Raw genomic sequence first — 24,017 nt, forward strand, 5'->3', positions numbered from 1 at the left:
TCCAGTATGTACCCCGGCTTAGGCGTTCCGGTAGAAATGAAGTTCGGAACTCCTTCGCCCTTTCCCTCCGGGATCACAGATGCAAATCCTTCGACGATTCTTCCTGCCGTTTTTCTGCTTTAGTCTGGTCGCTTGTTTTCCTCCTGCCTGGATTCGGGAACTTCCCGCTCAGAAACAATCCCTGCCCGATGCGGTTTTATCCGGAACCTTTCGAAAAAATATTCCGGGAATGTCTCCTTTGACTTCTTTAGGCTACATAGAAAACCATTCCGAATTCATCGAGTTTTCCGATGTGGAAAAAACGTTTCGAAAAACGTACAATCGGGAGATTGAAGAGGGAAATAAATTTCGTCAGATGCGGGTGGAGGGAAAAGGCAGATTCAAAACCAAAGGGAACTGGGTTCTCCTGATGACGGAATCCCTCATTATAGAGGAATCCGTATGGGAAAAAGGAAAAAAACCGGAAACTTCCGGCGCAAAGACGTCCAGGAGCAACCATAGGTTATTGTACCACTACGATCCGAATTCCTTATCCTTGATTCCTATGCTGTACGAAACCGGATACAAGGAAAAACCCTTCGGTGTTGTGGAAGGAATTCGGGTTCCGTATTCCGAGGACGAGGCGTTTCGGATAGCAAGAAAGAATTTCGCGAAGAAAGAATACCAAACCCACGCATATTATAAAATACGATGAGAGCGGCGTTTACAATTAAGCAATACCTCAAGGGTGCATGGAAAATCATTCTAGTCCTGAACCTTTCCCTGACGCTCTGCTTTATCTTCGGTTTTTATTTTTATAATTTTCTAATCTCTATTCCGGTTCTCGCGTTAGCGGCGATCGCCTTTACCCTCTTTTTAAACTATGTGGCCTTCGCACTCTATCTTACGGAAAGAATATTGCCCGAGGAGCAAGAGGCCGGAAAAATCATCAAGCGTTTCCGAAAAGGGGACAGCCGGATGCAGAATTACATCCTCCCCTTGGATTTTAAGGACGAACACTTCGAAGTCTACGGAAGGTGTCTGACCTATAATCCGATCGGAGGCGATTTTTACAATTTTCTGAGGGACAAGGAAGGGAATTATTGGTTCGGTATCGGAGACACTTCCGGACACGGATATGTCGCCGGCCTATTCAGTATGATGGTAATGAATCAAATGTCGGACGTCATACACAGTAGTTCTCGCCCGGACGAAGCCATACGCAAAATCAACGATCACCTAGAGGAAAGAACCAAAACCTTTCCTACGATCCATCGCAGCCTATATGCTACGTTCCTGCTCATGAAAGCGGACCCTTCCGGTAATTTTCTTCTATCGGGGATCCATCCCAGTTCCGTATTATTCAATGCCAAAGAAAATCGGAACGAGATCTTGGACACGGACGGGTTCTTTCTATCCACAGTGATGAATCCTCCGGGAAAAAAGGAGAGACCATGCCGAAGCCTCAAGATGGAAAAGGAAGACGTGTTGTTTAGTTTTACCGACGGACTCTTCGAACAAAAGAGTAAGATGAAAAACAGCTATTACGGCGAAAACCTTTATAAATTCCTGGAGAACGCCCCGAAGAATAACCTCAAAAAACTGATCGATACCCTTTTCGAGGAAATCACTCAGTACGGAGGGGGTAGGATCCGCGACGATATGAGTATTCTAGCGATACGAAAACTTTAGTCTCCATTCCTTTTTCCTGGTTGAATTCACTCCCCTCCTAGGCAGAATGTATTCGTGAGTCATAGCGAATGGATCGAAAAATTAACTTCCGTCCTAATCTGGAACGAACGGGATGTTCGTAAAGTTCTGAGGGTCGTATCGGACACTTCCCTTCTGACCGGAATGACGGAACAGGAAGTGGTGGATTTCATCCAGTACGGCTTCGAGGAAGAAATCTCCGAACTGAAGCAAACGTACGACTGGACTAGATTCAAGACCCGGCTCGTCGGCAAACTCTCCAAAAGGACTCACGAACCTCCGGGATTATCGGTTTTACATCCGGACTTGAGGGAAGAAGAATGAGCCCGTCCTTGAGATGATCCATGTAGAGGGGGAAAATTACCATTTCTTTCTTTGCAATCCGGATTCCGTAGCGAGAGTAAAAACCAAGGTCCAACCTTTTTACGGTTTTCCCAGAGAAAACATCGAGGAACTGCCTTTTCTCTATTCCCAACCCGCTCTGATTCCTTCTTTTTTATACGAAATCGAATACGATCGAAGGAACTTCCCTCCTCGTCCGATGAATAGTCCCTCCTACTTGTCCTATGACGATGGGGAAATCCGAAAAGAAGACGGAAAGTTCCCGGAAGGCGCTCGGGAGAATTGGGAAGGAAATCTCTTCAAAATCGAAAAAAACCCGTACAAAGCGACGGGAAAACCTCCCATTTTATTGCTTCGTTCTCCTCTAGAATCCACTCAGATCGGTCCGATGATTACCGGCAATTTTCCTTTGTTCCGACAAAGCAGGAGCAGAATGGTTGCAACACGTTATCTTTCCTTGAGGGATATCGTAAATCCTGAGTTGGACGAAGAGTCCGTCTCCCTCAAAATCGAGGAATTGTACTTCGATCCGAAAAACAAAAACTATCTTTTCCGTCTGTTACGGATTCTGTATGCAGGAACTCCTGCGGAAGAACAAACCATCGTTTCGAACCTTTTCTCCCACGAGCCGGAATTTGCGGTTTTTCTGCGCGACACCATATTTACGATCGAAATCCTTCCGCTCATCCATGGCCCGTTTTTGAATTCCGTTCTGAACACGGTAGATGAAAGAATCGTAAAGTTCGCCGTTCCGGAACTTTCGTTTCCGGTCAGAAAAATAGTGGAACGAAACGTTTCCAAAAATCGCTGGAAACAGATATTGAACGGACCCTCCAAAAAACCGGAACCGGGGGAATCATTTCCGGAAATCGTAGAACGGGAAATATTCAGAAGATTTTCCAGAAAGATTTATTATGAAGAAGGAACCTTTCCCGTCTATCGAGAACAGGGAGACGAAACTCAGGCCGAATTCGATTCTCGGCGGGAAGTTCGATTTTCTTCGATTCCGGGGGAGAAATACAATTTCAATTTTCGGGGAGAGGGACTCGGACTCTATGCCGTGACGAAGGACAAGATACTATTCCATACGGTAAAATTTCTGGAGATCCTCAGATTCGATATCCTTCTCTCTCGAAAGGAAAGGGACGCCTATGAATTATTCCGGATTCCGGAACACTGTATCGTGGAGATTCCTCGTTACGACCAAACGAAATTAACGGTGGGAGGAGGAATTTCCGGGGACCGACATCCTTTCGAATTTTCCCTACTCTCCCGGAATTATTGAATCAGTTTCCCGTTAAAATTCTTTTAACGGACTCCTTCCAAACTCGAATCTCTTTTTCCCTTTGTCCTCCGCTCATCTTCGGCGAAAATTCCTTATTCGATTTTTGCTTTTTCTTCAAGTCGGACACCGAGGAGTAAAAACCTCTTTCCAGCCCGGCCAAATAAGCGGCTCCTAGAACGGTCGTATCCAAATTCGAAGGACGAACGATTTTTTTACCCAAAATGTCCGCTTGGTACTGCATCAGCCATTGGTTTGCTGTCGCGCCTCCGTCCACCTTCAATAGTTTCAATTTGGAGCCGGTATCGTTTTCCATAGCCTCCACTAATTCATAGGATTGCAGGGCGATGGATTTTAATGCGGCGCGGGCAATCTGCTCCTGAGTCGTATCTCTGGTCAGACCCAAAATTGCTCCCCTAGCGTTCATATCCCAGTAAGGAGCTCCCAAACCGGCAAATGCAGGTACGAAAACCACCTCGTCCTCTTTGGTCACGGACGAAGCCATTTTTTCGGAAAGCTTGGATTCTTTAAAAAACTTCAGATTGTCCCGCAGGTACTGGATGACCGCACCTCCGATAAAGATGGAACCTTCTAGGCAATACACGGTTTTTCCTTCCGGACCGCAGGCGAGAGTGGTGATCAAATTGTTTTTAGAGATCTGTAATTTGTTTCCCGTATTGAATAAGAGAAAGCATCCGGTTCCGTACGTGTTCTTTGCCTCTCCAGGTTCCGTACACAATTGTCCGAACAATGCACCTTGTTGGTCTCCCACTAGGGAAGAGATCGGAATTCCGTCCAGGAGTCCTTTCACCCCTTCCGTCCTTCCGAACAGATTGCTGGAATTGTGGGTCTCCGGCAAAATCGCTTCCGGAATATCCAGAATCTTCAACAGTTCCTTATCCCATTCCTTTTTTTCTATATTGAAGATCAGGGTTCTACTGGCATTCGTATGGTCCGTTTTGTGCGATTTTCCGTTGGTCAAGCGGTACAAAAGATATGTGTCGATCGTTCCGAAGAGTATCTTCCCTTTCTCCGCCTTGGCCCTCACTCCTTTTACATTCTCCAAAATCCAACGGATCTTGGTTCCGCTAAAATAGGCATCCACTACGAGTCCGGTTTTTTTTCGGAAAATAGGTTCGACTCCCTCTTTTTTCAATGTACCGCAGAATTCAGCCGTCCTTCTACATTGCCAAACTATGGCGTTGTAAACCGGAGCTCCTGTATCTTTATCGAAAAGTACGGTGGTCTCTCTCTGGTTCGTGATTCCTATGGCGACCGCATTTTCGGGTTTCAACTTTCCCTTTCGGATCGCTTGCAGGATGAGCTTTTCCGTCTTGGCCCAAATTTCTTCGGGATCGTGTTCCACCCAGCCGGCTTTCGGAAAGTACTGTTTAAATTCGGAGTAAGCGCTGGAAATCACTCCACCCGACCGATTAAAACAAAACGTACGGATCCCCGTGGTACCCGCATCGATACCTATGATATATTCGCTCATCGTTTCCTCCGATTTTTAGGCGAGAACTCTGGATTCAGATCTGAATCTCCAAACCTTCTCTCGCCATAATGATCTCCAGCTGATTGTCCGGATCGAACATTTCCTTGTATTTGATAGCGCGTAGATAGACTGCATCCAGCTTTTCGTCGTCGTAGGAAGGGTCATGGTGAAACATGACCAACTTTTTCACGTTCGCACGTAAGGCGATGTCCGTAGCCATCGAAGCGGTGCTGTGTCCCCAATCGATTTTTTGCAAGGACTCTTCGAACGTGTATTGGGTATCGAAAACGAGCACGTCAGCTCCTCTAAAATAGTTCAAGTAATCGTCGATATTCTCCATCTCGTCCAGATTGAATTCTGCGTCGGACGCGAAGATCAAGGATTTACCATCCTCTTCGAAACGATACGAATAACTTCCGCCCGGATGTCGCACCGCTTTCGAAATGGAAGTCACGGAGTCGGTCGCACGGAAAGCCCTTCCTTCCGGTACGTGGCGAAAGATTTTTTCCGCCTGAAAGCCTTCGAAAGGAACCGGAAAATGGGTAAAGGTGTGCTGGTATTTCAACCGATTCTCCAGATTTTCCACCGAGCTTACGAACTCGAACCTGTTCCCCGGAGTGTACAGAGGTACAAAGAAAGGAATCCCCTGAATATGGTCCCAATGGGTATGAGTAAAGATCCAAACGGCGCTTCCTTTTCCCTGGAGATAACCTTCGTGCAGAATGGAATTCCCGAGTTCCCGGAGTCCCGTACCACCGTCGATAATGATGAGTCTATCTTCCTTATCCCGGATTTCGACGCAGGTGGTATTTCCACCGTACGTGCTCCAATTGGACAGGGCTAAGGAATCCAGAAAGTCTTCTATGGCTTCCGGACTCTGAAGGTCGGAAGGCGAAGCGAGACTCAGGATTTTTAAAATCTTCGCCCGAATCAAATCGCCTTTTACCGGGGAAGAAATGGAGCCCCGAACTCCCCAAAATTTAATCCGCATCGCTATTCAAATATCGGCCAAAACCTTGCAAACTGGTCATGGAAAACGCCCACTCTATTTTCTCGTCCTGTCCGTTTTTTCCACCATTTCTTCTTTCCGCGGTCGGAGAAATTGCCCTATTTCGGAAGGAAAAAAAGAGTTTACCTCCCCTTTGCCACAAATTACTCTCATTGATCGGATTCCCTCCCCGAGCGAACGTTCGAAATTTTTATTTTCTAAACGTTTCGGTAGAATTTCCCTCTCGAGGACGGTCATATAAATAGAAAATCGGAGCCGTTTCTATTGGAAGGTTTTCAGACAGATGTGTCCTTTGAGGACGGAATTTGCATCGTTAAGATCCAGGGTAACGTAAGCCTAAAGAATGCGTTCTCCTTAAAAGAATTGATTATCAAGCAATTCGACGAAGGTTGCAAAGAAATTATTCTGGATTTCAAGGGAGACGTTTATTTGGACTCCTCCGGGATAGGAGCCATTTTCAATACCCAAAAATACGTTACAGAAAGGAATGGGAGTCTGAAATTGAGGAACTTGAGTCGGGACGTGATGACCATCCTGAGAATCGCCAACTTAGACAAGCACCTGGATATTATTCCCTGAATCCTTAGATGTTGGAAATCGTCCAAATCTACACAGCTAGCCCGCTTCGAAATTTCAGCTACTTAATCCGACAAACTTCCTCCGGAGAAACCGTCTGCATAGACCCGTTCGACTCCGCCCAGATTTCCGCCGTGCTAAAGAATAAAGATTGGAATTTAAATTTCATCGTAAACACTCACGAACACTGGGACCATACGAGCGGAAACGAAGGGCTTTGCCGGGAATTCGGATCCGTCGTATTGACACACCCCAAAGGGATGGAATCCGTCCCTTTGGCGAGCCAATCCTTGCTTCCGGGAGACAGGATCTTGTCCGATCCCGCGGAACTCTCTTACTTGGAAGTATTGGACACTCCGGGACATACCTTCTCTCACATTTGTCTTCTCCAGATCGAAAACAAAACTCCGACCGCAGTCTTTACGGGAGATACCATCTTCAATTGCGGAGTAGGAAATTGCAAGAATGGGGGAAACGCCGAAGTACTGTACCGAACCGTTTCCGAAATTTTCTATGCGCTACCGGACACAGTCAGGCTTTACCCGGGCCACGATTATCTGAAGAACAATCTTAGATTCAGTCTGCACCTGGATCCGGAAAATTCTAGGGCGAAGGCGGCTTTGGAACGAGCGGAAGGTCTCCGGGAAAACGAGGAATTTTGGACGACCGACTTCGGAGAAGAAAGGGAATTCAATCCTTTCTTCCTCTGTAGAAATCCTTCCCTTTCTCTAGTTTCCGGAATACGGAATCGATCCGGCAAGACGGATCTTCCGACCGACGAGAAAACTCTTTTTCTGACTTTACGATCCCTAAGAGACAAATGGTAGGGTCTAAAAGATAACCTCTTTCCCTTTTCTCGGAGGCGTCTCCGATCTAGTCGAATCGAATGAAAAAATATGATATTCTCGTAATCGGATCGGGGGGTGGTACGAAATTAGTGACCCCTCCTTCCAGACTCGGCTATAAAGTCGCGATTCTGGAAAAAGACAGACTAGGAGGCACTTGCCTGAACCGGGGGTGCATTCCTTCCAAAATGCTCATCTATCCCGCCGAGATCCTAACCCTAGCTTCCGATGCGGCAAGATTCCAATTGGACATTCCGGGTCCGTTTCGAGTGGATTTTCAATCCTTGGTCCAGAGGATCTCTGCCGCGGTGGATTCGGACTCGGATAGTATAGCCCCTGCGTACGAAAAGAATCCGAACATAGATTATTATCCTTATGAGGGCCGCTTTGTGGAAAACAAGGTGATCCAAGCCAACGGAGAACTTTTAACGGCGGATCGCATTTTCCTAGCGGGAGGTTGCCGACCCTTTCTGCCGGACATCCCCGGTCTTGCAGGCACACCGTTTATGACAAGCAGGGAAGCTTTGCGTAGGACGGAACTTCCGAAACGACTCCTGATCATCGGCGGAGGATACATCGCTTTAGAACTGGGTTTTGCATATTCCTCCTTCGGCTCCGAAACCACCTTCCTAGTTCGGAATCGAATGCTTTCCCACGAAGACGAGGACATCGTCAACGCATTCGAAAAAAGTTTTCTGAAAAAACACGACGTACGTCTCGGAACCTCGGTGGAAAAAGTGGAGTACGATTCGGGCCGATTCCGTCTCCATTGTAAGGGAGAAAATTCGGAATTCGAACTCGAAGGGGACGCGTTGTTGGTGGCCACGGGTGTCCGTCCGAATACGGATTGGCTCGATCTGGATCATACGGAAATCCGGATGAACGAAAAAGGATACATTCTCACGAACGAATATCTGGAAACGACTGCGGAGGGAGTGTACGCCTTGGGAGATATCGCGGGAAAACACTTTTTCAGGCACTCCGTAAATTTCGAAGGGGAAGCCCTTTTCCATTCCTTGTACGTGGACAAGAAAAGGACCCTCGTAGAATATCCCCCCGTTCCTCACGCAGTCTTCACTCATCCCCAGATCGCAGCGGTAGGTAAGACGGAACGCGAATTGATCTCCGAAGGAGCGGACTATATCTCGGCGACCAACCCCTATTCCGCTAGCGCTACCGGAATGGCCCGACGATCCGAAGAGGGATTCGTAAAGATCCTGGTGGATCGTAAATCTAGAAAATTGTTGGGTGCGCACGTTTTAGGGGACGAAGCCTCGAACCTAATTCACGTTTTTATTCTTTTGATGACTATGGGCGGTACCTTGGACGATCTTCTGAAAATGATTTACATCCATCCCGCACTTCCGGAAATCGCCAGGAACGCGGCGAGAAAAGCCAGGGAGATATTAGCATCATAAAAATCGTCGGGAGACACCGACACCGCGTCGAATGATGAAAGGAGCCTAATTTCCGTACGGATGAAAAAAGCATTAGAGATAGAAAATCTGGTTAAAACCTATTCGGGAGGGATTCAGGCTCTCCGAGGAATTGATTTAACCGTGGAAGAAGGCGAATTTTTCGCGCTCTTGGGTCCGAACGGCGCGGGCAAATCCACTACCATCGGAATCCTGAGTTCCCTGGTGAACAAAACCTCGGGAAAAGTCAGAATTTACGGCGCTGACATCGACACTGACCTTCCTCTGGCCAAATCTTTCTTGGGAGTCGTACCGCAAGAGTTCAATTTCAATATCTTTGAAAAAGTGGAACAGATCGTGATCAACCAGGGGGGCTATTACGGCCTGGCCAAATCCGTTGCGACCGAGAGAGCTCACGAATATCTGAAACAATTAGGACTTTATGAAAAACGAAAAGAATCTGCGGGAAGATTATCCGGGGGAATGAAACGAAGGCTGATGATCGCGAGGGCCCTGGTCCATAATCCGAAAATTCTGATCCTGGACGAACCTACGGCGGGAGTGGACATAGAATTCAGAAGATCCCTTTGGGAATTCCTGATCAAATTAAACGAATCGGGGATCACTATCATACTTACCACCCATTATCTGGAGGAAGCGGAAACACTTTGCAAAAGAATCGCGATCATAGATAGAGGACTCATCGTGGAAAACACCTCCGTTAAGGAACTCCTGGTAAAATTGGATACGGAAACCTTCATACTCGACCTACAGGAAGCGGTATCGGTTCCTCCGAAACTCAACGGCTTTTTATTGAGAAAAGTGGACGACCTGACCCTGGAAGTGGAGGTCAACAAAACCCATTCGATCAACGAACTGTTCCGATTGTTGGACCAGGAAGGAATAAAAATCACCAGCATGAGAAACAAAGCGAATCGACTGGAAGAACTCTTCCTGAAATTGGTGGAGAAGAATTCATGACATTCCGGGAAAAGTTCAACGCGTTTTCCACGATAGTGCGCAAAGAAACTGTGCGAATCCTCAGAATCTGGATCCAGACTCTGATCCCTCCCGGTATCACCATCTCTCTGTACTTTCTCATCTTCGGGAAACTGGTAGGATCGCAGATCGGAAATATCGGGGAACATACGTACATCCAATTCATCGTCCCCGGTCTCGTAATGATGTCGGTGATTCTGAACGCTTATAACAATGTGGTCTCATCCTTTTTCGGAGCGAAATTCGGACGGAATATAGAGGAACTTCTCGTTTCCCCCACACCTTCCCATTTGATCGTACTCGGATATTCCATCGGCGGAGTGATCCGAGGCATCCTAGTGGGAATCATCGTGACGATCGTTTCCTTGTTTTTTACCGATCTGAAAATCGTTCACCCTTGGGCTGTGTTCATTACCGTGGCGCTTTCCGCCCTGCTTTTTTCCATGGGAGGATTCCTGAACGCCTTATTCGCGAAGAAGTTCGACGACGTCACCATCATTCCCACTTTCATCCTGACGCCTCTCACGTATCTAGGAGGAATTTTTTATTCTATCCGTATGCTCCCTGAAACATGGCAGATCGTCTCCAAGTTCAATCCCATCCTATATATGGTAAACGCGTTCCGTTACGGCTTTCTGGGAGTGAGCGATATAGATCCGATTTTCGCCATGAGTCTCTTGGCCTTCGGAACGATTCTATTGTATTGTTTAGCGGTATTCTTACTGAACCGAGGAATCGGAACGAGGACGTAAATGAAAGAAACTCAGGAAGAATTGGAATTTCTACTTCGGGAAAAATTCTCTCCCTCAGCTTTGGAAGTGGTGGATTTTTCCGCGGAGCACGCAGGTCATTCCGGGAATCCGGAAGGACGCAGGAAAGGAACCCATCTGAGAGTTCGGATCGCTTGTGAATCCTTTCGGGGAAAGTCTCTCCTGGAACAACACAGACTCGTCGTTTCCACCTTGGAATCCACGGTGAAGGCCAGGAAAATCCACGCCTTGGAAATCCGGACCGAAGTTCCCTGAGGAAAAATGATTGTGCGGCAAGGTCGCCTTTCCAAGCTATCCTTAGGAAAACGGGCCTCGAACTCTTAAGAGTCGAAGTCTAATCATTGGAATCATGACGATAGAAGAAATCCGAAATAAGATCCGATCCGGCCTACCAGGTTCCGAGGTGGAAATCTTAGATCCGTACAAGGACGGTGTCCATATCAAGGCGGTGGTGAGATACTCCGGCTTCCAAGGCAAATCGATGGTAGAACAGCATAGAATGGTTTACGACACATTGCGGGAAGAACTCAAAGAAGAAGTCCATGCCCTAGCTCTGGAAACCAAAGTCTCTTAGAAACGTGGAACCGCAGAAATAATACAATTTTAGAGGAAGCAAATGGACCAAACTCTCAAAGAAAAAATCGAAGGATTGATCGGCTCGAAAAAGATCTTTCTATTTATGAAAGGAACTCCTGAGGCCCCGATGTGCGGTTTTTCCGCCGGCGTCACGAACGTTCTACGAAGCCTGGGTGCGGATTACGGATCCTTCAATGTACTTTCCGACCAGACGGTCCGGGAAGGAATCAAGGAATTCGCGAATTGGCCGACGATTCCCCAACTCTATATCGAAGGTGAGTTTATCGGTGGCCACGATATCGTCGTGGAATTGGCGAAGACCGGAGAATTGCAGAAAAAACTAGGCCTCCCAGTATAAGATCGATGATGAAACTCTACCAGTTCCAAACCTGTCCCTATTGCGCCTATGTTTTAGAGGAATTTTCCAGACTAGGCTTGGTAATCGGAAAGGATTTTGAACTGGTGGAGGCAAGTAGAGGAACTCCTGGTAGGCAGGAGGTCGTTCGCTTAGGCGGAATCAACCAAGTTCCCTTTCTCGTGGACGAAGAAGTCAAAATGTACGAATCCAGGGATATCGTGGATTACGTTCGTAAAAAAAAGAGCGCCTAAAACCCGAGAAGATCCAAAATCCGATTCCCTACGTCCCTATTTTTTCCGGAATACGGATAGTTGTGAATGTAAAGGACGGGATTGAAATTGAGTTCCAGAATTCTATAATCCTCGTTTCCGCCTAGATCCTTCACAATAATATCCACTCCGCAAATTTTCGCTCCTACTGCTTTTGCTGCATCCACTGCAATTTTTTTATAAGCAGGAGAAGCCTCATCCGTAACGTCTATCGAATCTCCTCCCGTACTGATATTCGAATTTCTTCGGAGATAGACGGTCTCTCCGCTCGCCGGAACCGAATCCACAGCCAACCCTTGCTCTTTTAAAACTCCCAGCTCTGTTTCTTCCAGCCGGATCTTTTCTAGGGGAGTAACATGACCGATCCCTCTCCTGGGATCCCGGTTCTTTTCGAGAACCAATTCCCTTACGCTCTTACTTCCGTCTCCGATCACGTTAGCCGGAATACGATTACACACTGCGACACATTCGCTCCCGATCACTAAAAAACGATATTCCTGCCCTTCCGCAAATTCTTCCAGGATTGCGGTCTCCGAAAAAGAAAGAGCCGTTTCGATCGCCGTTTTGGCTTGTTCTTCGGAAGATCTTGGAGAAAGAATCGTGATTCCGATTCCGAAATTCGTGGTAACCGGCTTAACGACCAGTTTCTTTTCGGAATGTCCCCGAAAATAACGCATTCCCTCTTCCGGATCCGAAAAACTGATTCCTATCGGAACTCGGATCCCTTTTTCGTGCAGAATGCGTTTCGTTACCGTCTTATTTTCCATGACCAGAAACGTCATATAGGAATCCAAATCCGTTTTGGAAGCCTCCTTGACCAAACGGGAACTTCCGGATCCGGAAATCCGAAGGAAATGACTCACTCGGTCCAACACCTCTACGGTCAGCCCGCGATTGAGTGCGTCCCGGATCATGATCTGAGTGGAGATCTCCAGATCTTCGAATCCGGAAAGCACATACTCGCTCGGATCCAATCTTTGACCTTCGGGGAGTCGGATCGTCAATGGTTGCATATCTTGGGAGTCGGGAACTTACGCACCTTTTCGGTCTCTTCGATTTTCGCCAATTCTTCGACGGAACGATGCACTTCCTTTTCGAAAGAATTCCATTTCCCCGGCGTGAGTTCCATCTGGGACTGGTTTCGGAAATTCTCCCGAGCAAGATGGATTCCCAAATCACGGAATTCCCAATCTTCTTCCAGAAGCCGTTTCAGAAAACGACCGGAAGGGGTTTTCCCCGGATCTCTCCATTTTTCCAACATAGTGCTCAGAGTATCCTGGTAAAACGTTCTTCCCGAATGACGATCCAATTCTTCCGCGATCGGAAATAAAGATTCTGTATATTCGACTCCGGCTCGGATAAAATCGATTTCTCCTCCGTCCTCACCTAAAATGGAAAGGCCCGGCTTCCTTCCTTCCCAAATGGTTCGCCTTGTGTTTTCGCGGATCCGCTTTTTTTCCGGTTCCAAAATGGGTGGACTCGGCCTCAGGATCCCGTCCAGCAGAATCATCTGTATATATGCCAAACTGCTCTTGCTGACTCCCGTAGGGGATTCGGGTTCTATATCCAGACATCGGATCTCTATGTATTGGATTCCTCTGTTTTTGAGAGCATCCAATGGACGTTCCTGGTTTTTCGGAATCTGCTTGGGACGGATGGGGGAATAGAATTCGTTTTCAATCTGAAGATAATTCGCGTTCAACTGATTCGGAGATCCCCCCAAGGACTCGTAAGGAGGATACGGCGTACTGACCGCGTAACACATTCCGTCCATGTATTCCTTTAAAGAATTATAATTGATGGGAAGAGCGTCCTGCACCTGGCTCGTATAACCGATTTCGCTCATTCGGAGGGAAGTCGCATAGGGGGCAAAGAGAGTATGGGATTTATGCTTGGTGAACTGAAAATCGTACCGAACAGGTAGGAAGGTCTCGTCGAAAGCGGGCGTCGCTCCGGTGAGATACAAAACGAAAGGGACTTTCCGAAAGAAGTTTCTAGTGACGGAAAGGTACATTTCCGAAATCTCTTCTTTGTCGAATTTGGAGATCTCCTTTTCGAAAATCTGTTTTAAGAACAGATTGGAAAAGGAAAAATTATAATGCACGCCGGAGATCGTCTGCATTCTCCTTCCGTAACGGAGTCCGAGCCCATTCCGATAAAGCGTCTTCCATTCCCCGGAAAAAGAGAGGCCGTATTTCCCCAAGGGAATGTCCTTCTCCTCTTTCGGTAAAATGGGAGGCATACTGAACGGCCATATCCATTCTCCTTGTAGATGCCGGGAAGTAAAGATATGCAAATCCTGCAATTCTCGGACAATGGCTTCTATTCTAGGTCTGGCATTTGTCGCGAATTCCAATTGTGGTTCGGAAAAATCGGTCTTAATATAATGATTTGTAAGACTGGAGCCCAAGGCTTTAGGATGGGGAGTGGTCGCGATCTTTCCGTCCGAAAAGATTCTCATGCTCTCCTTTTCCAATCCGTGCTTCGCTTTGACCGCGTGTCTTAAATTCGGGCATACTAAACCTGCTACACTACGTTTCATTCATTGATTCCAATCGTTTTTTTCTTAGACCGTTCCGGGCTCTTAAAGTTAGTTCCGAATTCCTCATTCTCCCATCGGAATTCCGTCTCCCCTGGGATCCGCAGCCCCGTAGAGCGTCCCGTTCTCCTTCTTGACGGAAAACAATTTGGCAAAATTCGGTCCCACCCTCAATTCATGCCGCTTTCCCTTAAGCTGATTGGATACGGCGGTATCCATCGCAGCCCCTTCCATATATAAGGCATCGGGAAAAAATTGGTGGTGGATCCTTCCCCTAGCTACGGATTCGTACAGGGTCAGTTTAAAATCCAGGTTAAACAATAAGGACTGAAGTACAGCATTCACGATATAGGAGCCGCCAGGTGCGCCGGTAACAAGGAAGGTCTCTCCATCCTTCAGCACGATGGTCGGGGACATGGAACTTAGAGGCGTTTTTCCCGGTCGAATCGAATTCGCTTCGGCTCCGATCAGACCGTAAACGTTCGGTTCCCCGGGAGAACGACTGAAGTCATCCATGGTGTCGTTCAGTACGAAACCGTAACCGTCCAAAATCACGGCGGCTCCGAATCTGTAATTTACGGATTGGGTCGTGGAAACCGCGTTTCCTTGGGAGTCGATAACGGAGATATGAGTGGTTTCATGAGATTCCTCCCTCAGATTCAATCTTCCTAGATAATCGGAACTCGGCGTCGCCATCATCGGTTTAAAATCCGCGATCTTTGCCAACGCGTAAGCGGGAGACAAAAGGTTTTCGATCGGGACTTTCGTATATTCCGGATCCCCTCCCAAAACGGCTCGATCCGAATACCCCCTGCGCATCACTTCCGCAAGAAAATGATAATATTCCGACTTGGAAGATCGGTACAGATCCGTCAATTTTCTAGTTTCCAACATTCTCAACATGGTGAGCATGTGTACTCCGGAAGAAGGAGGAAACATCGTCCTAACGGAATATCCTCTGTAAAGGATCTCCAAGGGTGCTCCTTGTCGGACTCGGTAATTGGCTAAATCCGATTCGGAGACCGTTCCTCCCTTTTCTTTCATCAGCCTTCCCAAGGCGCGAGCGATCCTTCCCTGATAGAACTCCTTTTCCCCCGTCTCCGAAATGATCCTTAATGTCTTTGCCAGATCCCTTTGTACTAGAATTCCTCCGACCTCCGGAGCTTTTCCTCCGGGTAAAAAAATATCCCGCATCGTAGGACTCATGTCGTTCGACGATTCGAGGATCGACTCTCGGAGATCGGGATAGACCGCAAATCCTTTTTCCGCATAACGAATCGACGGTTCCATCACCTGCTTTAAGGACAATTTGCCGAACTTCTTCTGAACCAAAACCAATCCAGCCACGGTTCCCGGAACTCCTACGGATTTGTATCCGAATAGAGAATCTTCTTTGGGTCGGTTCCTGTACATATCGCGGGAAGCGGCCGCGGGAGCCCTTTCCCTAAAATCGAAAGCATACGTCTTTTTTTCTCTGGAACTATGCAGTAACAGGAATCCCCCGCCCCCTATTCCCGTGGATTGGGGACGAGTTACCGAAATCACGAAGGAAGCCGCAACCGCGACATCCACCGCGTTTCCTCCCAATCGATGAATTTCCAAACCGGTCCGAGAAGCCTCCTCCGAATCTGTGGAAATCATAATATTCTTGGATTCTGTAGACAGTCTTTCCGGAGGAATTCCTGATTTGGGGGAAACAAGCCCTTCTCCCGAAACGCGCTTTCCTTCTAGAAAGAGTCCGGTTCCTTTACAGAAGGAATCCGAGAACAACAGGAAAAGAAAGAGGAGTAGAATCCGACTCGCAGGAAGAAGACCTCTTTTTGGAAAGACCATCATCCTTTCTTCTGCCCTTCCGATTCCGAAAAATCCAACTCCAACTCTCCCTCGACCTCCCGCAAGCGAACCGATCCTCCCGCCCGGAGTTTTCCGAACAGAATCTCCTCGGAAAGCTTTTTTGAAACGTTGGAATCTATCCATCTTTGGACCGGCCGAGCGCCGAAAAGAGGATCATAAGCTTTGCGAGCTATGAAAACTAACACCTCTTCCCCGTATTCCAGAACGATTTTCTTTTCCTTCAGACGTTCTTCCAGAAGTTCCAATTGTTTTCGAACCACTTTGGAAACGACGGATTCGTCCAGAGCCTGGAATTCCACGATGGCAGTCAGACGGTTCCTGAATTCGGGAGAAAATTGTCTTTCTATCGCTTTGAGACCCCGGTCCGCCAAAGCGGTATTTTCGAAGCCGAGAGGATTTGCCGCCCTCTCCCTCGCCCCGGTATTCGTTGTCATGATCAGAATGACCTGCTTGAAGTCGGCCTTTCTACCGTTATTGTCAGTGAGAGTGGCATGATCCATGATCTGCAAAAGAATATTATAAATATCCTCGTGTGCCTTTTCGATCTCGTCCAGAAGTAGAACGCAATGAGGAGTTCGAATAATAGCATCCGTTAATTGTCCCCCCTGCTCGAAACCTACGTAACCCGGAGGAGATCCGATCAGACGCGATACCGTATGTTTTTCCATGTACTCGCTCATATCGAAACGATGGAACTCTATCCCCAAGTTAGAGGCTAGCTGCTTGGAAAGCTCCGTTTTCCCTACTCCCGTAGGCCCCGCGAATAGAAACGATCCCACCGGCTTCCCGGGCTCCGATAAACCGCTTCTAGAAAGTCTGATGGCTTGCACGATTTCTGTAACTGCCTTGTCTTGGCCGTAGATCCTTTTTTTCAGTTCACCATCCAGTTCCTTCAGCTTATCCCGGTCGTCCGCCTTGACGGTCCGGGTCGGCACCTTGGCGATTCTGGAAACGAGATCCTCCACATCCTTAACTGTGACGGTTTTATGCTTTGCGGAGGAACGTATCTTTACTTTTGCTCCGGCCTCGTCGATCAAATCGATCGCCTTGTCCGGCAATTTCCGATCCAGGATATATCGATCCGCCAACCTCGCCGCTTCTTCCACCGCCTGAGAGGAATATTTTACGGCGTGAAAATCCTCATACTTAGGCAAGAGCCCCTTTAGAATCCGGATCGTTTCCTCGACGCTCGGTTCGTTTACTTCCACCTTCTGGAAGCGCCTGGAAAGAGCGTGATCCTTTTCAAAGATCGCTTTGTATTCTTTGTAGGTGGTCGTACCTATACATCTCAATTCCCCGTTTGCCAAAGCGGGCTTCAGAAGATTGGAAGCGTCCAAGGAACCTCCCGAAACCGCTCCCGCTCCGATAATCGTGTGGATCTCATCCACGAATAAGACGCGGTTCGGATCGGACGCAACTGCCTGCACTACATTTTTCAGGCGTTCCTCGAATTCTCCTCTGAATTTCGTACCCGCGAGCAACAGTCCCATGTCCAGAGAGAAAATCCGAGTCTGCTTTAAGGAATCTGGAACCGTCCCTGCCATAATGTTCAGTGCCAAACCTTCCACAATCGCGGTCTTTCCGACTCCCGCATCTCCCACGAAAATCGGGTTATTCTTTCTACGGCGAGCCAAGATATGAACGGTTCTCTCTATCTCTTCGGAACGGCCCACGAGAGGATCCAATTTTCCGGTCCTAGCCTTTTCGGTAAGGTCCACGCAGAAGTCCTTTAGAGGATCCCCGGATTCCGAAGGGGCCGGTTCCGTCGTTCCTTCCGGAGTTACTTTCTTACCGTCTTTACGGATTCCGTGGGAAATGTACCGGACCACATCGAATCTAGAAATGTCCTGTCTAGCTAAAAAGAAAACCGCATGGGACTGATCCTCGCGAAAAAGGGAGGCCAGTACGTAGCCCCCGTCCAACTTCTTCTTTTGGGTGGATTGCACATGAAAAGCCGCTAATTGAAGGACCCTTTGGGCTCCTATCGTATACTCCGGCTCCATCTCTCCGAAGGAATCCGGAATCGATTCCATTTCCGTATCCAGAAATTCCCGCAATTCGTTGCGCAACATTTCCAGATTCGCGCCGCAAGCGAGAAGAACCTCTTGTCCCACGGAATCGTAGGTCAGAGCCAAAAGGATATGCTCCAACGTGATGTATTCGTTCCTGCGCTTTACCGCTTCGATTCTAGCCTGATTCAGGGATCTTTCTAGTTCCTCGGAAAGAGTCATGGTTCCTCCTCACCCTCTTCGATTTCCATCCGGCATTGAAGAGGATGACCGTTTTGTTCCGCAAGTTTATGTGTTTCCGACACTTTCGTCTTGGCTACGTCGTGCGAATAGACTCCGCACAAGGCCTTACCTGTAGTATGTGCTTGAAGCATGATCCTCTCGCTCTCGGCAGCGGTTCTATAAAAAACCACCTTCAAAATCCATACGACGAACTCCATAGGAGTATAATCGTCGTTCAGGATCACCACCCTGAACTTCGGCGGCTTTTTTAACTTCAATTTTTCCTTTGTAAGGATTTGTTCTTCGGTATCGAAACGGTATACTTCGCTCATCTCGTTTCCCTATCCGCTAAACCTGGGACGTCCTTTAAAGGGGAATGCTCGTTCGTCTCTTCGATCATTTCCTGCATACGCATTCTTTCCGTTTCTAGGAAACGTTCAATCGCATTTCTGGCTCCGGAGTGGAAAATGAAATGAGAACTGTATGTGGGAACTGCGGGAAATCCTCTCAGGAATTTCTGCTCTCCTTGAGCGCCTGCTTCGAAAATTCGAATCCGATTCCGGATGGAATATTCGATCGGAGAGTAATAGCAGCATTCGAAGTGCAAAAACGGAATATGCTCGAGGGAACCCCAATATCTCCCGTAAAACTTATCCCCTTTTTTTAGATTAAAACTTCCTCCCAGAATCTTTCCCTCTTTTTCTCCTTGGATCAATACGATCTTATCTCTGAGTGTCTTCCAAGCCTCCCGAAAAAAGGCCAAATTCAGATAGGGGAACCCCACTTACGCGAATACGTATCGGTATAAAAACGGTACATCTGCTCCATGTTTTCTTGGGTAACCGAGTCCCCTTCCAACACCCGGATGGAAATTCCTGCGTCGCGGATGTTCTCTCTTTCTTTCCGGATTTGCATCCTTTTTTTGGATTTGAATTCCTTTAGAAAATCCTCGAAGTCCGCATAATTCCGATTCTGCCAATGGTACTGGTGCGTTATGCGCGTAGCAAACCCGCGTTTTGACAATTCCTGCGCTTCTTCTTCCTGCAAAAACAGAAAATGAATACCGGATAGGCCCGCTTCTTCCGCCGCGCGAAACGTTTCGGGTAAAAGTACGTCCAATGCCTCCCGAATGGAAACTCCGTCCCGACGCAGAATCCTCCTTCCGGTCACGGGCGTGAAAGGATATGCCACCAGCCCTTTCGGGTAATAGGACAATCCGTTTTGAGCGAAAAAATTCGCCCAGGCATGATCGAAAATGTACTCTCCGTACGAATCGAACTTATGAAAGAAAGGAAACGCGGAATGAAATCCTTGCGAATCCGTTGCGAGTACGTATTTCGGGTGCCAGGCTGTCTTAACGCCGATGCAGGAGGTTTTTTCCAAACCGGCATAAAAATCGTAATCCGAAAAAGGATTATCCGGATCGCTTAACTTGTCCCATTCCTCCTTAGGAAGTGAACATATGGAATCCACGGATCTAGCTTTCAACGAAAGGGACATGTCCTATTAGTTGGACGTTTCCTGGCCAGCCTGCGGCCGCCTTTCCCCCGAAAAAACTTTACGGATTTTCTGAACCGATCTATGCACGATCACTTTTACGTTCGATTCAGAAAGTCCTGTTTTTTCCGAAATTTCTCGGACACTATATCCTTCCAGTTTGGCCAGTTTCAAGATTTCTCTTTGTCTATCGTCCAGGACGGAAAGCCAGGTTTCGATTCCGTCCGCCTCCATCCAGGATTCCTCTTTTTCCGAAGATTTTACCTGTGCAAAATCTTCCATCTCTGTGAGTACCAAAAGATCCCGTTTCTTCAACTTACGGAGGTAATCGATGGTTTTGTATCTTGCAATGGAAAATAGCCAAGGAGCAAAGGGACGATCCGGTCGATACGTTTCCTTTGCGCGATGGATTCCGAGCAGAATCTCTTGGATGAGATCCTCTCGATCCTCCGCATGGGAAATTCTGGAAGCTAAAAACGCACGAAGGATATCCCGGACCTGCCGCAAAAGGAGCTCGTACTCTCTGGAATCGCCTCCTTGAGCCGAACTCATTCGAGCCGCTAAACTTTCCCAGATTTTGCCCGTATCGGTCATGTAACCTTGCAACCCGCCCGACGAATCATAATAAGAGCGGCCAAGGGAACATTTCGACTGGATTTTAAAGATTGTCCAATCTTTCTTGTTCTTAGACGGAAAAACAAAAAAGGGAAGGAGGAACGATGCCCACTTATTCTGATTCTGATTCGACGGAAAAACTGATTCTTTCCTTGGGTGCGAATCTGAGACGCTCTCGCCCGTTAAGGATAGGCCAGCTTTTTTTCATCGGTGCTCTGATTTTAGGCGTATCTGCGGCTCTAGGATTTTTTCTCTCCTCTCTATCTTCTCGGAACGCATTTCCCGGTTGGTGGCCGGAACCTGTATTGATTCTAGGCTGGGGCTTACTTTCCTCCTTGGCTTTGTCCAAGGCCTCTTTTCCGGAGGAGAAGCGGAATTGGCTTCTTCTAGCCGTAACGGGTCCGATCCTCTGGCTAGGGTACGTGTCTTTTCATTTTATGCAAGAATGGAATACCCCCCACCCGGAACACATCGGACCTTGCCCTGCATTTCTGGCTCTCTTCGGGCTGATTTTCGGAGGGGTTTCCTCGTTTTGGATCCGCAAAACCGCCCCGGCAAATCCCTACGTTGCGTCCGTTGCCGTCTTAAGCCTTTTATTCGCAGCCTCTAACCTTACGTTGAAGTTTATCTGTACCGACCAGAGCGGTTATCATTTATTGTTATCCCATGCAAGCGGAACCGCTTCCTGGATCGCGTTGGCCCTGGTTCCTTTGAAAAATAAATTACGTTGGTGAAGCTCTAGTCCAGAAACTCCCATGCAGTTCTGACTTCTCCAATCGATTCCGCTTCGCTCAAAAGGTCCCGAAAAAAATCCTGCTCGCCTAGAGTGGCTCCGTCTCCGATTAAGACTAGCAGACGCTTTGCGCGAGTCATTCCTACGTTCCACCTTCGTTCTTCCGATAAAAATCCGATTCTACCTTCGGGGTTGGATCGTACCAAACTGAAAAGAACTCCTTTTCTCTCCCTTCCCTGAAAAGAATCCACGGTTTCGATTTCTATCCGATCCGCGATCTCCGGAAGATGCGAACGCAACCGATCCTCCAACAGGTATCTTTGGAACCTATAAGGAGAAATCAGAACCAGATCCTCCGGCTTCCATCCCGAATCCAGGATTTTCTGTAAGAGAGAAATCGTGAACTCCGCTTCCCAGGAGTTTCCCAGACTTCCATCGGAGAGCTCCTCCCCGGTATCCGTGCCGGAAGTATCCACAAAAACGAAACTTCCCGAAAAGGGAAAATCGGATTCGGGAAAAGGTTTCAGGAAACGTTCCCCTTCCGGTAACCCCGATTCGAGTTTTCCGGCGTAAAATTTTCGATTCGGAAAGGATTGGATCGGAGTCGTCATCCTGTATTGGGTATCCAATAGAAAAACCCTACCGACGGATTCCAATTTTTCCAAAAATCTTTCCATCAAAGGGACTTTCAGCAAGGGATCTTCGGAAAGTACGGTAGGTGGCAACTGCCTTGGATCCCCTGCAATCACGATCTTCTTCCCCCGTAAAATCGGAACCCAGGAGGAAGGTTCCGTCGCCTGGCTTCCTTCGTCCAAAACGGAATAATCGAATTCCATTCCGTTCAATAGGGAGGAAGAAGCTCCCGTATGAGTGCACGCGATCACTGGATGGGATTCCAGAAGATGATTGACGAGAATCCTTTGCCTTTCCCGGATTCCTTTCCGTAATTCTTTCGCTTCCTGATAAAAGCGTTTTCTTTCCTCGGCCTCTTCTCGTCCGAAATTGCGTTTGTATTTACCGGCTTTTTTTAGAAGTTCCGCAAGATCTTTCTTATCTTTTTCGATCCATTTGCTTTCTGGATGTCTACGAAGAGTCGCATCCAAGGATACGTTCAGTACGGATTCGCTCATCCTGGCAGGATGTCCGATCCGCAGCACGGACACTCCTAGCCTTCCCAAAGATTCCGCAATCAGATCCGTGGCGGCATTCGTCGGAGCGGAAGCTAGGATTCTCTTTCCCCTTCCGGACAAGATACGAATCGCCTCGCAAATCGTTTTCGTTTTCCCGGTTCCGGGCGGTCCGTGTACCAAAATCAAATCATCGGTTTCTAAAATAGCGGATATCGCTCTTTTCTGCGATTCGTTGAATTCGGCCAGGATCTCGGGATCCGGTTTGTAATTGGTGGCCTTTAGATCTATAGCTTCCGAGAAGAGGTCTCCGAAAAATCTCGCACGGGTTCCTTTTTCCGCACGAATGACTTTTTCCAAAGCCTTATCCCATTCTTTATAGCTGGTCTCGTCCGGTAGAATCTCCAGCGCCAACTTCCCTTCCTCCATCCAGTCCGGAATCTCATCCAGGCTAACGGTATAGGAATCTTCCGAGCACTTCGTAAGAACGGAGGTAGCTTCCGAATCCTCCTTGAAAATGCGTACGGGAGCTCCGGCGCGAAAGAATTCCGGAACGACTCCGGGTTTTGTGGGTCGAAATCGAACGCGCCAATTCCCTTCGGAGCCCAATTCCGAGTCTTCATACACCAAAGGATAAATACAAAGACCCGAAGCGATCTTTGTATTTCGGTCGGAGGAGGAACTTTCCTTGTAACGGGCAATCTCCGCGTCCCTTTCGGTCAAAAGCGACCTTCTTAGGTCCTCATACCGAGAACTCATATCATCAAAGTCTATCCGGAGAAAGTACTACGATTCTATATGGAGTGGCTTTAGAATCCTCTCTCGAAGGAAGACTCTCCGCGTAATGAAGAGCGGAAGCCAGAGTCGTGCCCGTGGTTAAACCCGCGAATATTCCTTCTTTTTGATACAGTTCGGATTGGTAACGAAGAGCTTCTTCCCGATCCACACCTATGTACTGGTCCGTGACTTTTGGGTCGAAGGATTCGGGGAGTCGGATGCTGTTATCCCCTTGCACCATACGGCGAATGAACCTGGAGTTTTTACTCACTCCCATGATCACTTGCAAAGAAGGTTTCTTTCCTTTCAAAAAGCGGCCTACTCCGGACAAGGTTCCCCCCGAACCTCCTCCTGCTACGAACGCGTCCACTCCTCCGTTCAGGTCCCGCCAAATTTCCGGTCCCGTAAATAGAAAATGCGCGTTCGTATTCGCCATATCCTTATATTCGTTGAGTATGACGCTGCCTTTTTCCGAATTCTTGAGATCCTTCGCTTTTTCCAGTAAGGAGTCGTCCCAATTTCCTTTGGCAAGTTGCAGGACTTCCACCTGGGCTCCGTAAGATTTTAATTCCCGGATCTTCTCCTGATCCGTATCGGGAGCAAGAATCACTTTGAATCTATATTGGCGTATCGAAGAAATCCATGCGAGGGAAATCGCTGTGGTATTGTACCCCGCTTGTAAAATACTTCCGCCGGGTTTTAATTCCCCTCTTCTCTCCGCCGAAAGTACCATGGAAAGAGCCGTTCGATCTTTTACGCTACCGGTAGGATTGCAGAACTCTGCCTTGAGATAGATTTCCACGTTCGGAAGGTGGGAGCCGATCTTGTTCAATCGGATCAAAGGAGTGTTGCCGATCATCTGAAGAACGTTCTCTTTGATCGGCTTTGCGACGCTTAATTCCCGTCCGAAAATTCCCTGTACATTGTTAAGCGCTCCGAGAAGGCTATTGCCGAATTCATCGATCGAACGGGATATTTCGTCAAACATTGCCTTCTCCTATCAGGGGTTCGAAAACTTC

24 protein-coding genes and 1 pseudogene are annotated in these 24,017 nt (G+C 47.8%); 14 read left to right on the forward strand and 11 right to left on the reverse strand.

Annotated elements, in window-relative coordinates:
- The first annotated feature begins 79 nt into the window (after positions 1–79).
- From EHO60_RS00400 to EHO60_RS00415, 4 genes are read left to right on the forward strand one after another with little or no spacing between them, the layout of a single operon-like run.
- Positions 80–694 carry a hypothetical protein gene (locus EHO60_RS00400; RefSeq protein ID WP_135766193.1) on the forward strand — a complete coding sequence of 205 codons (615 nt, stop codon included), beginning with the start codon at positions 80–82 and terminating at the stop codon, positions 692–694.
- Positions 691–1,671, forward strand: coding sequence for a PP2C family protein-serine/threonine phosphatase (locus EHO60_RS00405; RefSeq protein ID WP_135766194.1), 981 nt, complete (start codon positions 691–693; stop codon positions 1,669–1,671). Before EHO60_RS00400 ends, EHO60_RS00405 begins: the two co-directional genes overlap by 4 nt.
- A gap of 54 nt (positions 1,672–1,725) precedes the next feature.
- Positions 1,726–2,013 carry a hypothetical protein gene (locus EHO60_RS00410; RefSeq protein WP_135766195.1) on the forward strand — a complete coding sequence of 96 codons (288 nt, stop codon included), beginning with the start codon at positions 1,726–1,728 and terminating at the stop codon, positions 2,011–2,013.
- A gap of 13 nt (positions 2,014–2,026) precedes the next feature.
- On the forward strand, positions 2,027–3,316 hold the full coding sequence (locus EHO60_RS00415) for a hypothetical protein (protein WP_135766196.1): 1,290 nt from the start codon (positions 2,027–2,029) through the stop codon (positions 3,314–3,316).
- Position 3,317: 1 nt separating this feature from the next.
- Here the strand turns inward: EHO60_RS00415 and glpK are convergent, their stop codons facing one another.
- Complete coding sequence (glpK, locus tag EHO60_RS00420; RefSeq protein ID WP_135766197.1) at positions 3,318–4,808, reverse strand: glycerol kinase GlpK; 1,491 nt, start codon at positions 4,806–4,808, stop codon at positions 3,318–3,320.
- 34 nt (positions 4,809–4,842) lie between these two features.
- Positions 4,843–5,799 (reverse strand): MBL fold metallo-hydrolase, encoded by a 957-nt coding sequence (locus EHO60_RS00425; protein ID WP_135766198.1) that lies wholly within the window; start codon positions 5,797–5,799, stop codon positions 4,843–4,845.
- A gap of 282 nt (positions 5,800–6,081) precedes the next feature.
- Here EHO60_RS00425 and EHO60_RS00430 point away from each other — a divergent pair, with 282 nt between their 5' ends.
- The 9 genes from EHO60_RS00430 (at position 6,082) to EHO60_RS00470 (ending at position 11,607) form a co-directional block, all read left to right on the forward strand.
- A complete protein-coding gene (locus EHO60_RS00430; RefSeq protein ID WP_135766199.1) occupies positions 6,082–6,396 on the forward strand; it encodes an STAS domain-containing protein in 315 nt (104 codons plus the stop codon).
- Between the two features lie 8 nt (positions 6,397–6,404).
- The gene (locus EHO60_RS00435; protein WP_135766200.1) at positions 6,405–7,220 is read left to right on the forward strand and encodes a hydroxyacylglutathione hydrolase; all 816 of its coding nucleotides are present in this window, start codon (positions 6,405–6,407) and stop codon (positions 7,218–7,220) included.
- Positions 7,221–7,279: 59 nt separating this feature from the next.
- Positions 7,280–8,656, forward strand: coding sequence for a dihydrolipoyl dehydrogenase (locus EHO60_RS00440; RefSeq protein ID WP_135766201.1), 1,377 nt, complete (start codon positions 7,280–7,282; stop codon positions 8,654–8,656).
- A 60-nt stretch (positions 8,657–8,716) separates the two neighbouring features.
- Positions 8,717–9,634 (forward strand): ABC transporter ATP-binding protein, encoded by a 918-nt coding sequence (locus tag EHO60_RS00445; RefSeq protein ID WP_135766202.1) that lies wholly within the window; start codon positions 8,717–8,719, stop codon positions 9,632–9,634.
- A complete protein-coding gene (locus EHO60_RS00450; protein ID WP_135766203.1) occupies positions 9,631–10,404 on the forward strand; it encodes an ABC transporter permease in 774 nt (257 codons plus the stop codon). The genes EHO60_RS00445 and EHO60_RS00450 overlap by 4 nt, the downstream gene beginning before the upstream one ends.
- Entirely contained in the window at positions 10,405–10,677 is a 273-nt protein-coding gene (locus EHO60_RS00455) for a BolA family protein (RefSeq protein ID WP_135766204.1), read from the forward strand.
- A 94-nt stretch (positions 10,678–10,771) separates the two neighbouring features.
- Complete coding sequence (locus EHO60_RS00460; RefSeq protein WP_135766205.1) at positions 10,772–10,996, forward strand: BolA/IbaG family iron-sulfur metabolism protein; 225 nt, start codon at positions 10,772–10,774, stop codon at positions 10,994–10,996.
- Between the two features lie 42 nt (positions 10,997–11,038).
- Entirely contained in the window at positions 11,039–11,356 is a 318-nt protein-coding gene (grxD, locus tag EHO60_RS00465; protein ID WP_135766206.1) for a Grx4 family monothiol glutaredoxin, read from the forward strand.
- A gap of 5 nt (positions 11,357–11,361) precedes the next feature.
- The gene (locus EHO60_RS00470; protein WP_135766207.1) at positions 11,362–11,607 is read left to right on the forward strand and encodes a glutathione S-transferase N-terminal domain-containing protein; all 246 of its coding nucleotides are present in this window, start codon (positions 11,362–11,364) and stop codon (positions 11,605–11,607) included.
- On the opposite strand, the gene gshAB is transcribed toward EHO60_RS00470, so the two are convergent.
- From gshAB to EHO60_RS00505, 7 genes and pseudogenes are all read right to left on the reverse strand, one after another.
- A complete protein-coding gene (gene gshAB / locus EHO60_RS00475) occupies positions 11,604–12,638 on the reverse strand; it encodes a bifunctional glutamate--cysteine ligase GshA/glutathione synthetase GshB (protein WP_135766208.1) in 1,035 nt (344 codons plus the stop codon). The two genes, EHO60_RS00470 and gshAB, sit on opposite strands and share 4 nt — an antisense overlap.
- A complete protein-coding gene (gene gshA, locus EHO60_RS00480; protein ID WP_135766209.1) occupies positions 12,626–14,167 on the reverse strand; it encodes a glutamate--cysteine ligase in 1,542 nt (513 codons plus the stop codon). The genes gshAB and gshA overlap by 13 nt, the downstream gene beginning before the upstream one ends.
- Positions 14,168–14,230: 63 nt before the next feature.
- Positions 14,231–15,997 carry a gamma-glutamyltransferase gene (gene ggt / locus EHO60_RS00485; RefSeq protein ID WP_135766499.1) on the reverse strand — a complete coding sequence of 589 codons (1,767 nt, stop codon included), beginning with the start codon at positions 15,995–15,997 and terminating at the stop codon, positions 14,231–14,233.
- Entirely contained in the window at positions 15,997–18,249 is a 2,253-nt protein-coding gene (gene clpA / locus EHO60_RS00490; RefSeq protein WP_135766210.1) for an ATP-dependent Clp protease ATP-binding subunit ClpA, read from the reverse strand. Before clpA ends, ggt begins: the two co-directional genes overlap by 1 nt.
- Entirely contained in the window at positions 18,246–18,581 is a 336-nt protein-coding gene (gene clpS / locus EHO60_RS00495; RefSeq protein ID WP_135766211.1) for an ATP-dependent Clp protease adapter ClpS, read from the reverse strand. The genes clpA and clpS overlap by 4 nt, the downstream gene beginning before the upstream one ends.
- Positions 18,578–19,749 (reverse strand): annotated as a pseudogene (locus EHO60_RS00500) (GNAT family N-acetyltransferase). Before EHO60_RS00500 ends, clpS begins: the two are co-directional and overlap by 4 nt.
- A 6-nt stretch (positions 19,750–19,755) precedes the next feature.
- Positions 19,756–20,340, reverse strand: coding sequence for a sigma-70 family RNA polymerase sigma factor (locus EHO60_RS00505; protein ID WP_135766212.1), 585 nt, complete (start codon positions 20,338–20,340; stop codon positions 19,756–19,758).
- Positions 20,341–20,465: 125 nt separating this feature from the next.
- Between EHO60_RS00505 and EHO60_RS00510 the strand changes: the two genes are divergently transcribed.
- A complete protein-coding gene (locus tag EHO60_RS00510; RefSeq protein ID WP_135766213.1) occupies positions 20,466–21,095 on the forward strand; it encodes an NrsF family protein in 630 nt (209 codons plus the stop codon).
- 4 nt (positions 21,096–21,099) lie between these two features.
- Here the strand turns inward: EHO60_RS00510 and EHO60_RS00515 are convergent, their stop codons facing one another.
- Together EHO60_RS00515 and EHO60_RS00520 are read right to left on the reverse strand one after the other, a co-directional pair.
- Positions 21,100–22,980 (reverse strand): AAA domain-containing protein, encoded by a 1,881-nt coding sequence (locus tag EHO60_RS00515; protein WP_135766214.1) that lies wholly within the window; start codon positions 22,978–22,980, stop codon positions 21,100–21,102.
- Positions 22,981–22,984: 4 nt separating this feature from the next.
- A complete protein-coding gene (locus tag EHO60_RS00520) occupies positions 22,985–23,986 on the reverse strand; it encodes a PLP-dependent cysteine synthase family protein (RefSeq protein ID WP_135766215.1) in 1,002 nt (333 codons plus the stop codon).
- Positions 23,987–24,017: the final 31 nt, after the last annotated feature.

Origin of the sequence: Leptospira fletcheri (assembly GCF_004769195.1) — a bacterium.
GTDB lineage: Bacteria > Spirochaetota > Leptospiria > Leptospirales > Leptospiraceae > Leptospira_B > Leptospira_B fletcheri.

What these genes read in the sequence shown, in the direction of transcription:
- EHO60_RS00425 (WP_135766198.1), bottom strand. Translation starts at nt 5,799, where the DNA reads ATGCGGATTAAATTTTGGGGAGTTCGGGGCTCCATTTCTTCCCCGGTA.
- EHO60_RS00510 (WP_135766213.1), top strand. Translation starts at nt 20,466, where the DNA reads ATGCCCACTTATTCTGATTCTGATTCGACGGAAAAACTGATTCTTTCC.
- EHO60_RS00415 (WP_135766196.1), top strand. Translation starts at nt 2,027, where the DNA reads ATGATCCATGTAGAGGGGGAAAATTACCATTTCTTTCTTTGCAATCCG.
- EHO60_RS00405 (WP_135766194.1), top strand. Translation starts at nt 691, where the DNA reads ATGAGAGCGGCGTTTACAATTAAGCAATACCTCAAGGGTGCATGGAAA.
- EHO60_RS00470 (WP_135766207.1), top strand. Translation starts at nt 11,362, where the DNA reads ATGATGAAACTCTACCAGTTCCAAACCTGTCCCTATTGCGCCTATGTT.
- EHO60_RS00460 (WP_135766205.1), top strand. Translation starts at nt 10,772, where the DNA reads ATGACGATAGAAGAAATCCGAAATAAGATCCGATCCGGCCTACCAGGT.
- EHO60_RS00445 (WP_135766202.1), top strand. Translation starts at nt 8,717, where the DNA reads ATGAAAAAAGCATTAGAGATAGAAAATCTGGTTAAAACCTATTCGGGA.
- clpS (WP_135766211.1), bottom strand. Translation starts at nt 18,581, where the DNA reads ATGAGCGAAGTATACCGTTTCGATACCGAAGAACAAATCCTTACAAAG.
- EHO60_RS00450 (WP_135766203.1), top strand. Translation starts at nt 9,631, where the DNA reads ATGACATTCCGGGAAAAGTTCAACGCGTTTTCCACGATAGTGCGCAAA.
- EHO60_RS00505 (WP_135766212.1), bottom strand. Translation starts at nt 20,340, where the DNA reads ATGACCGATACGGGCAAAATCTGGGAAAGTTTAGCGGCTCGAATGAGT.
- clpA (WP_135766210.1), bottom strand. Translation starts at nt 18,249, where the DNA reads ATGACTCTTTCCGAGGAACTAGAAAGATCCCTGAATCAGGCTAGAATC.
- glpK (WP_135766197.1), bottom strand. Translation starts at nt 4,808, where the DNA reads ATGAGCGAATATATCATAGGTATCGATGCGGGTACCACGGGGATCCGT.
- gshA (WP_135766209.1), bottom strand. Translation starts at nt 14,167, where the DNA reads ATGAAACGTAGTGTAGCAGGTTTAGTATGCCCGAATTTAAGACACGCG.
- EHO60_RS00520 (WP_135766215.1), bottom strand. Translation starts at nt 23,986, where the DNA reads ATGTTTGACGAAATATCCCGTTCGATCGATGAATTCGGCAATAGCCTT.
- EHO60_RS00435 (WP_135766200.1), top strand. Translation starts at nt 6,405, where the DNA reads ATGTTGGAAATCGTCCAAATCTACACAGCTAGCCCGCTTCGAAATTTC.
- gshAB (WP_135766208.1), bottom strand. Translation starts at nt 12,638, where the DNA reads ATGCAACCATTGACGATCCGACTCCCCGAAGGTCAAAGATTGGATCCG.
- ggt (WP_135766499.1), bottom strand. Translation starts at nt 15,997, where the DNA reads ATGGTCTTTCCAAAAAGAGGTCTTCTTCCTGCGAGTCGGATTCTACTC.
- EHO60_RS00455 (WP_135766204.1), top strand. Translation starts at nt 10,405, where the DNA reads ATGAAAGAAACTCAGGAAGAATTGGAATTTCTACTTCGGGAAAAATTC.
- EHO60_RS00400 (WP_135766193.1), top strand. Translation starts at nt 80, where the DNA reads ATGCAAATCCTTCGACGATTCTTCCTGCCGTTTTTCTGCTTTAGTCTG.
- EHO60_RS00515 (WP_135766214.1), bottom strand. Translation starts at nt 22,980, where the DNA reads ATGAGTTCTCGGTATGAGGACCTAAGAAGGTCGCTTTTGACCGAAAGG.
- grxD (WP_135766206.1), top strand. Translation starts at nt 11,039, where the DNA reads ATGGACCAAACTCTCAAAGAAAAAATCGAAGGATTGATCGGCTCGAAA.
- EHO60_RS00440 (WP_135766201.1), top strand. Translation starts at nt 7,280, where the DNA reads ATGAAAAAATATGATATTCTCGTAATCGGATCGGGGGGTGGTACGAAA.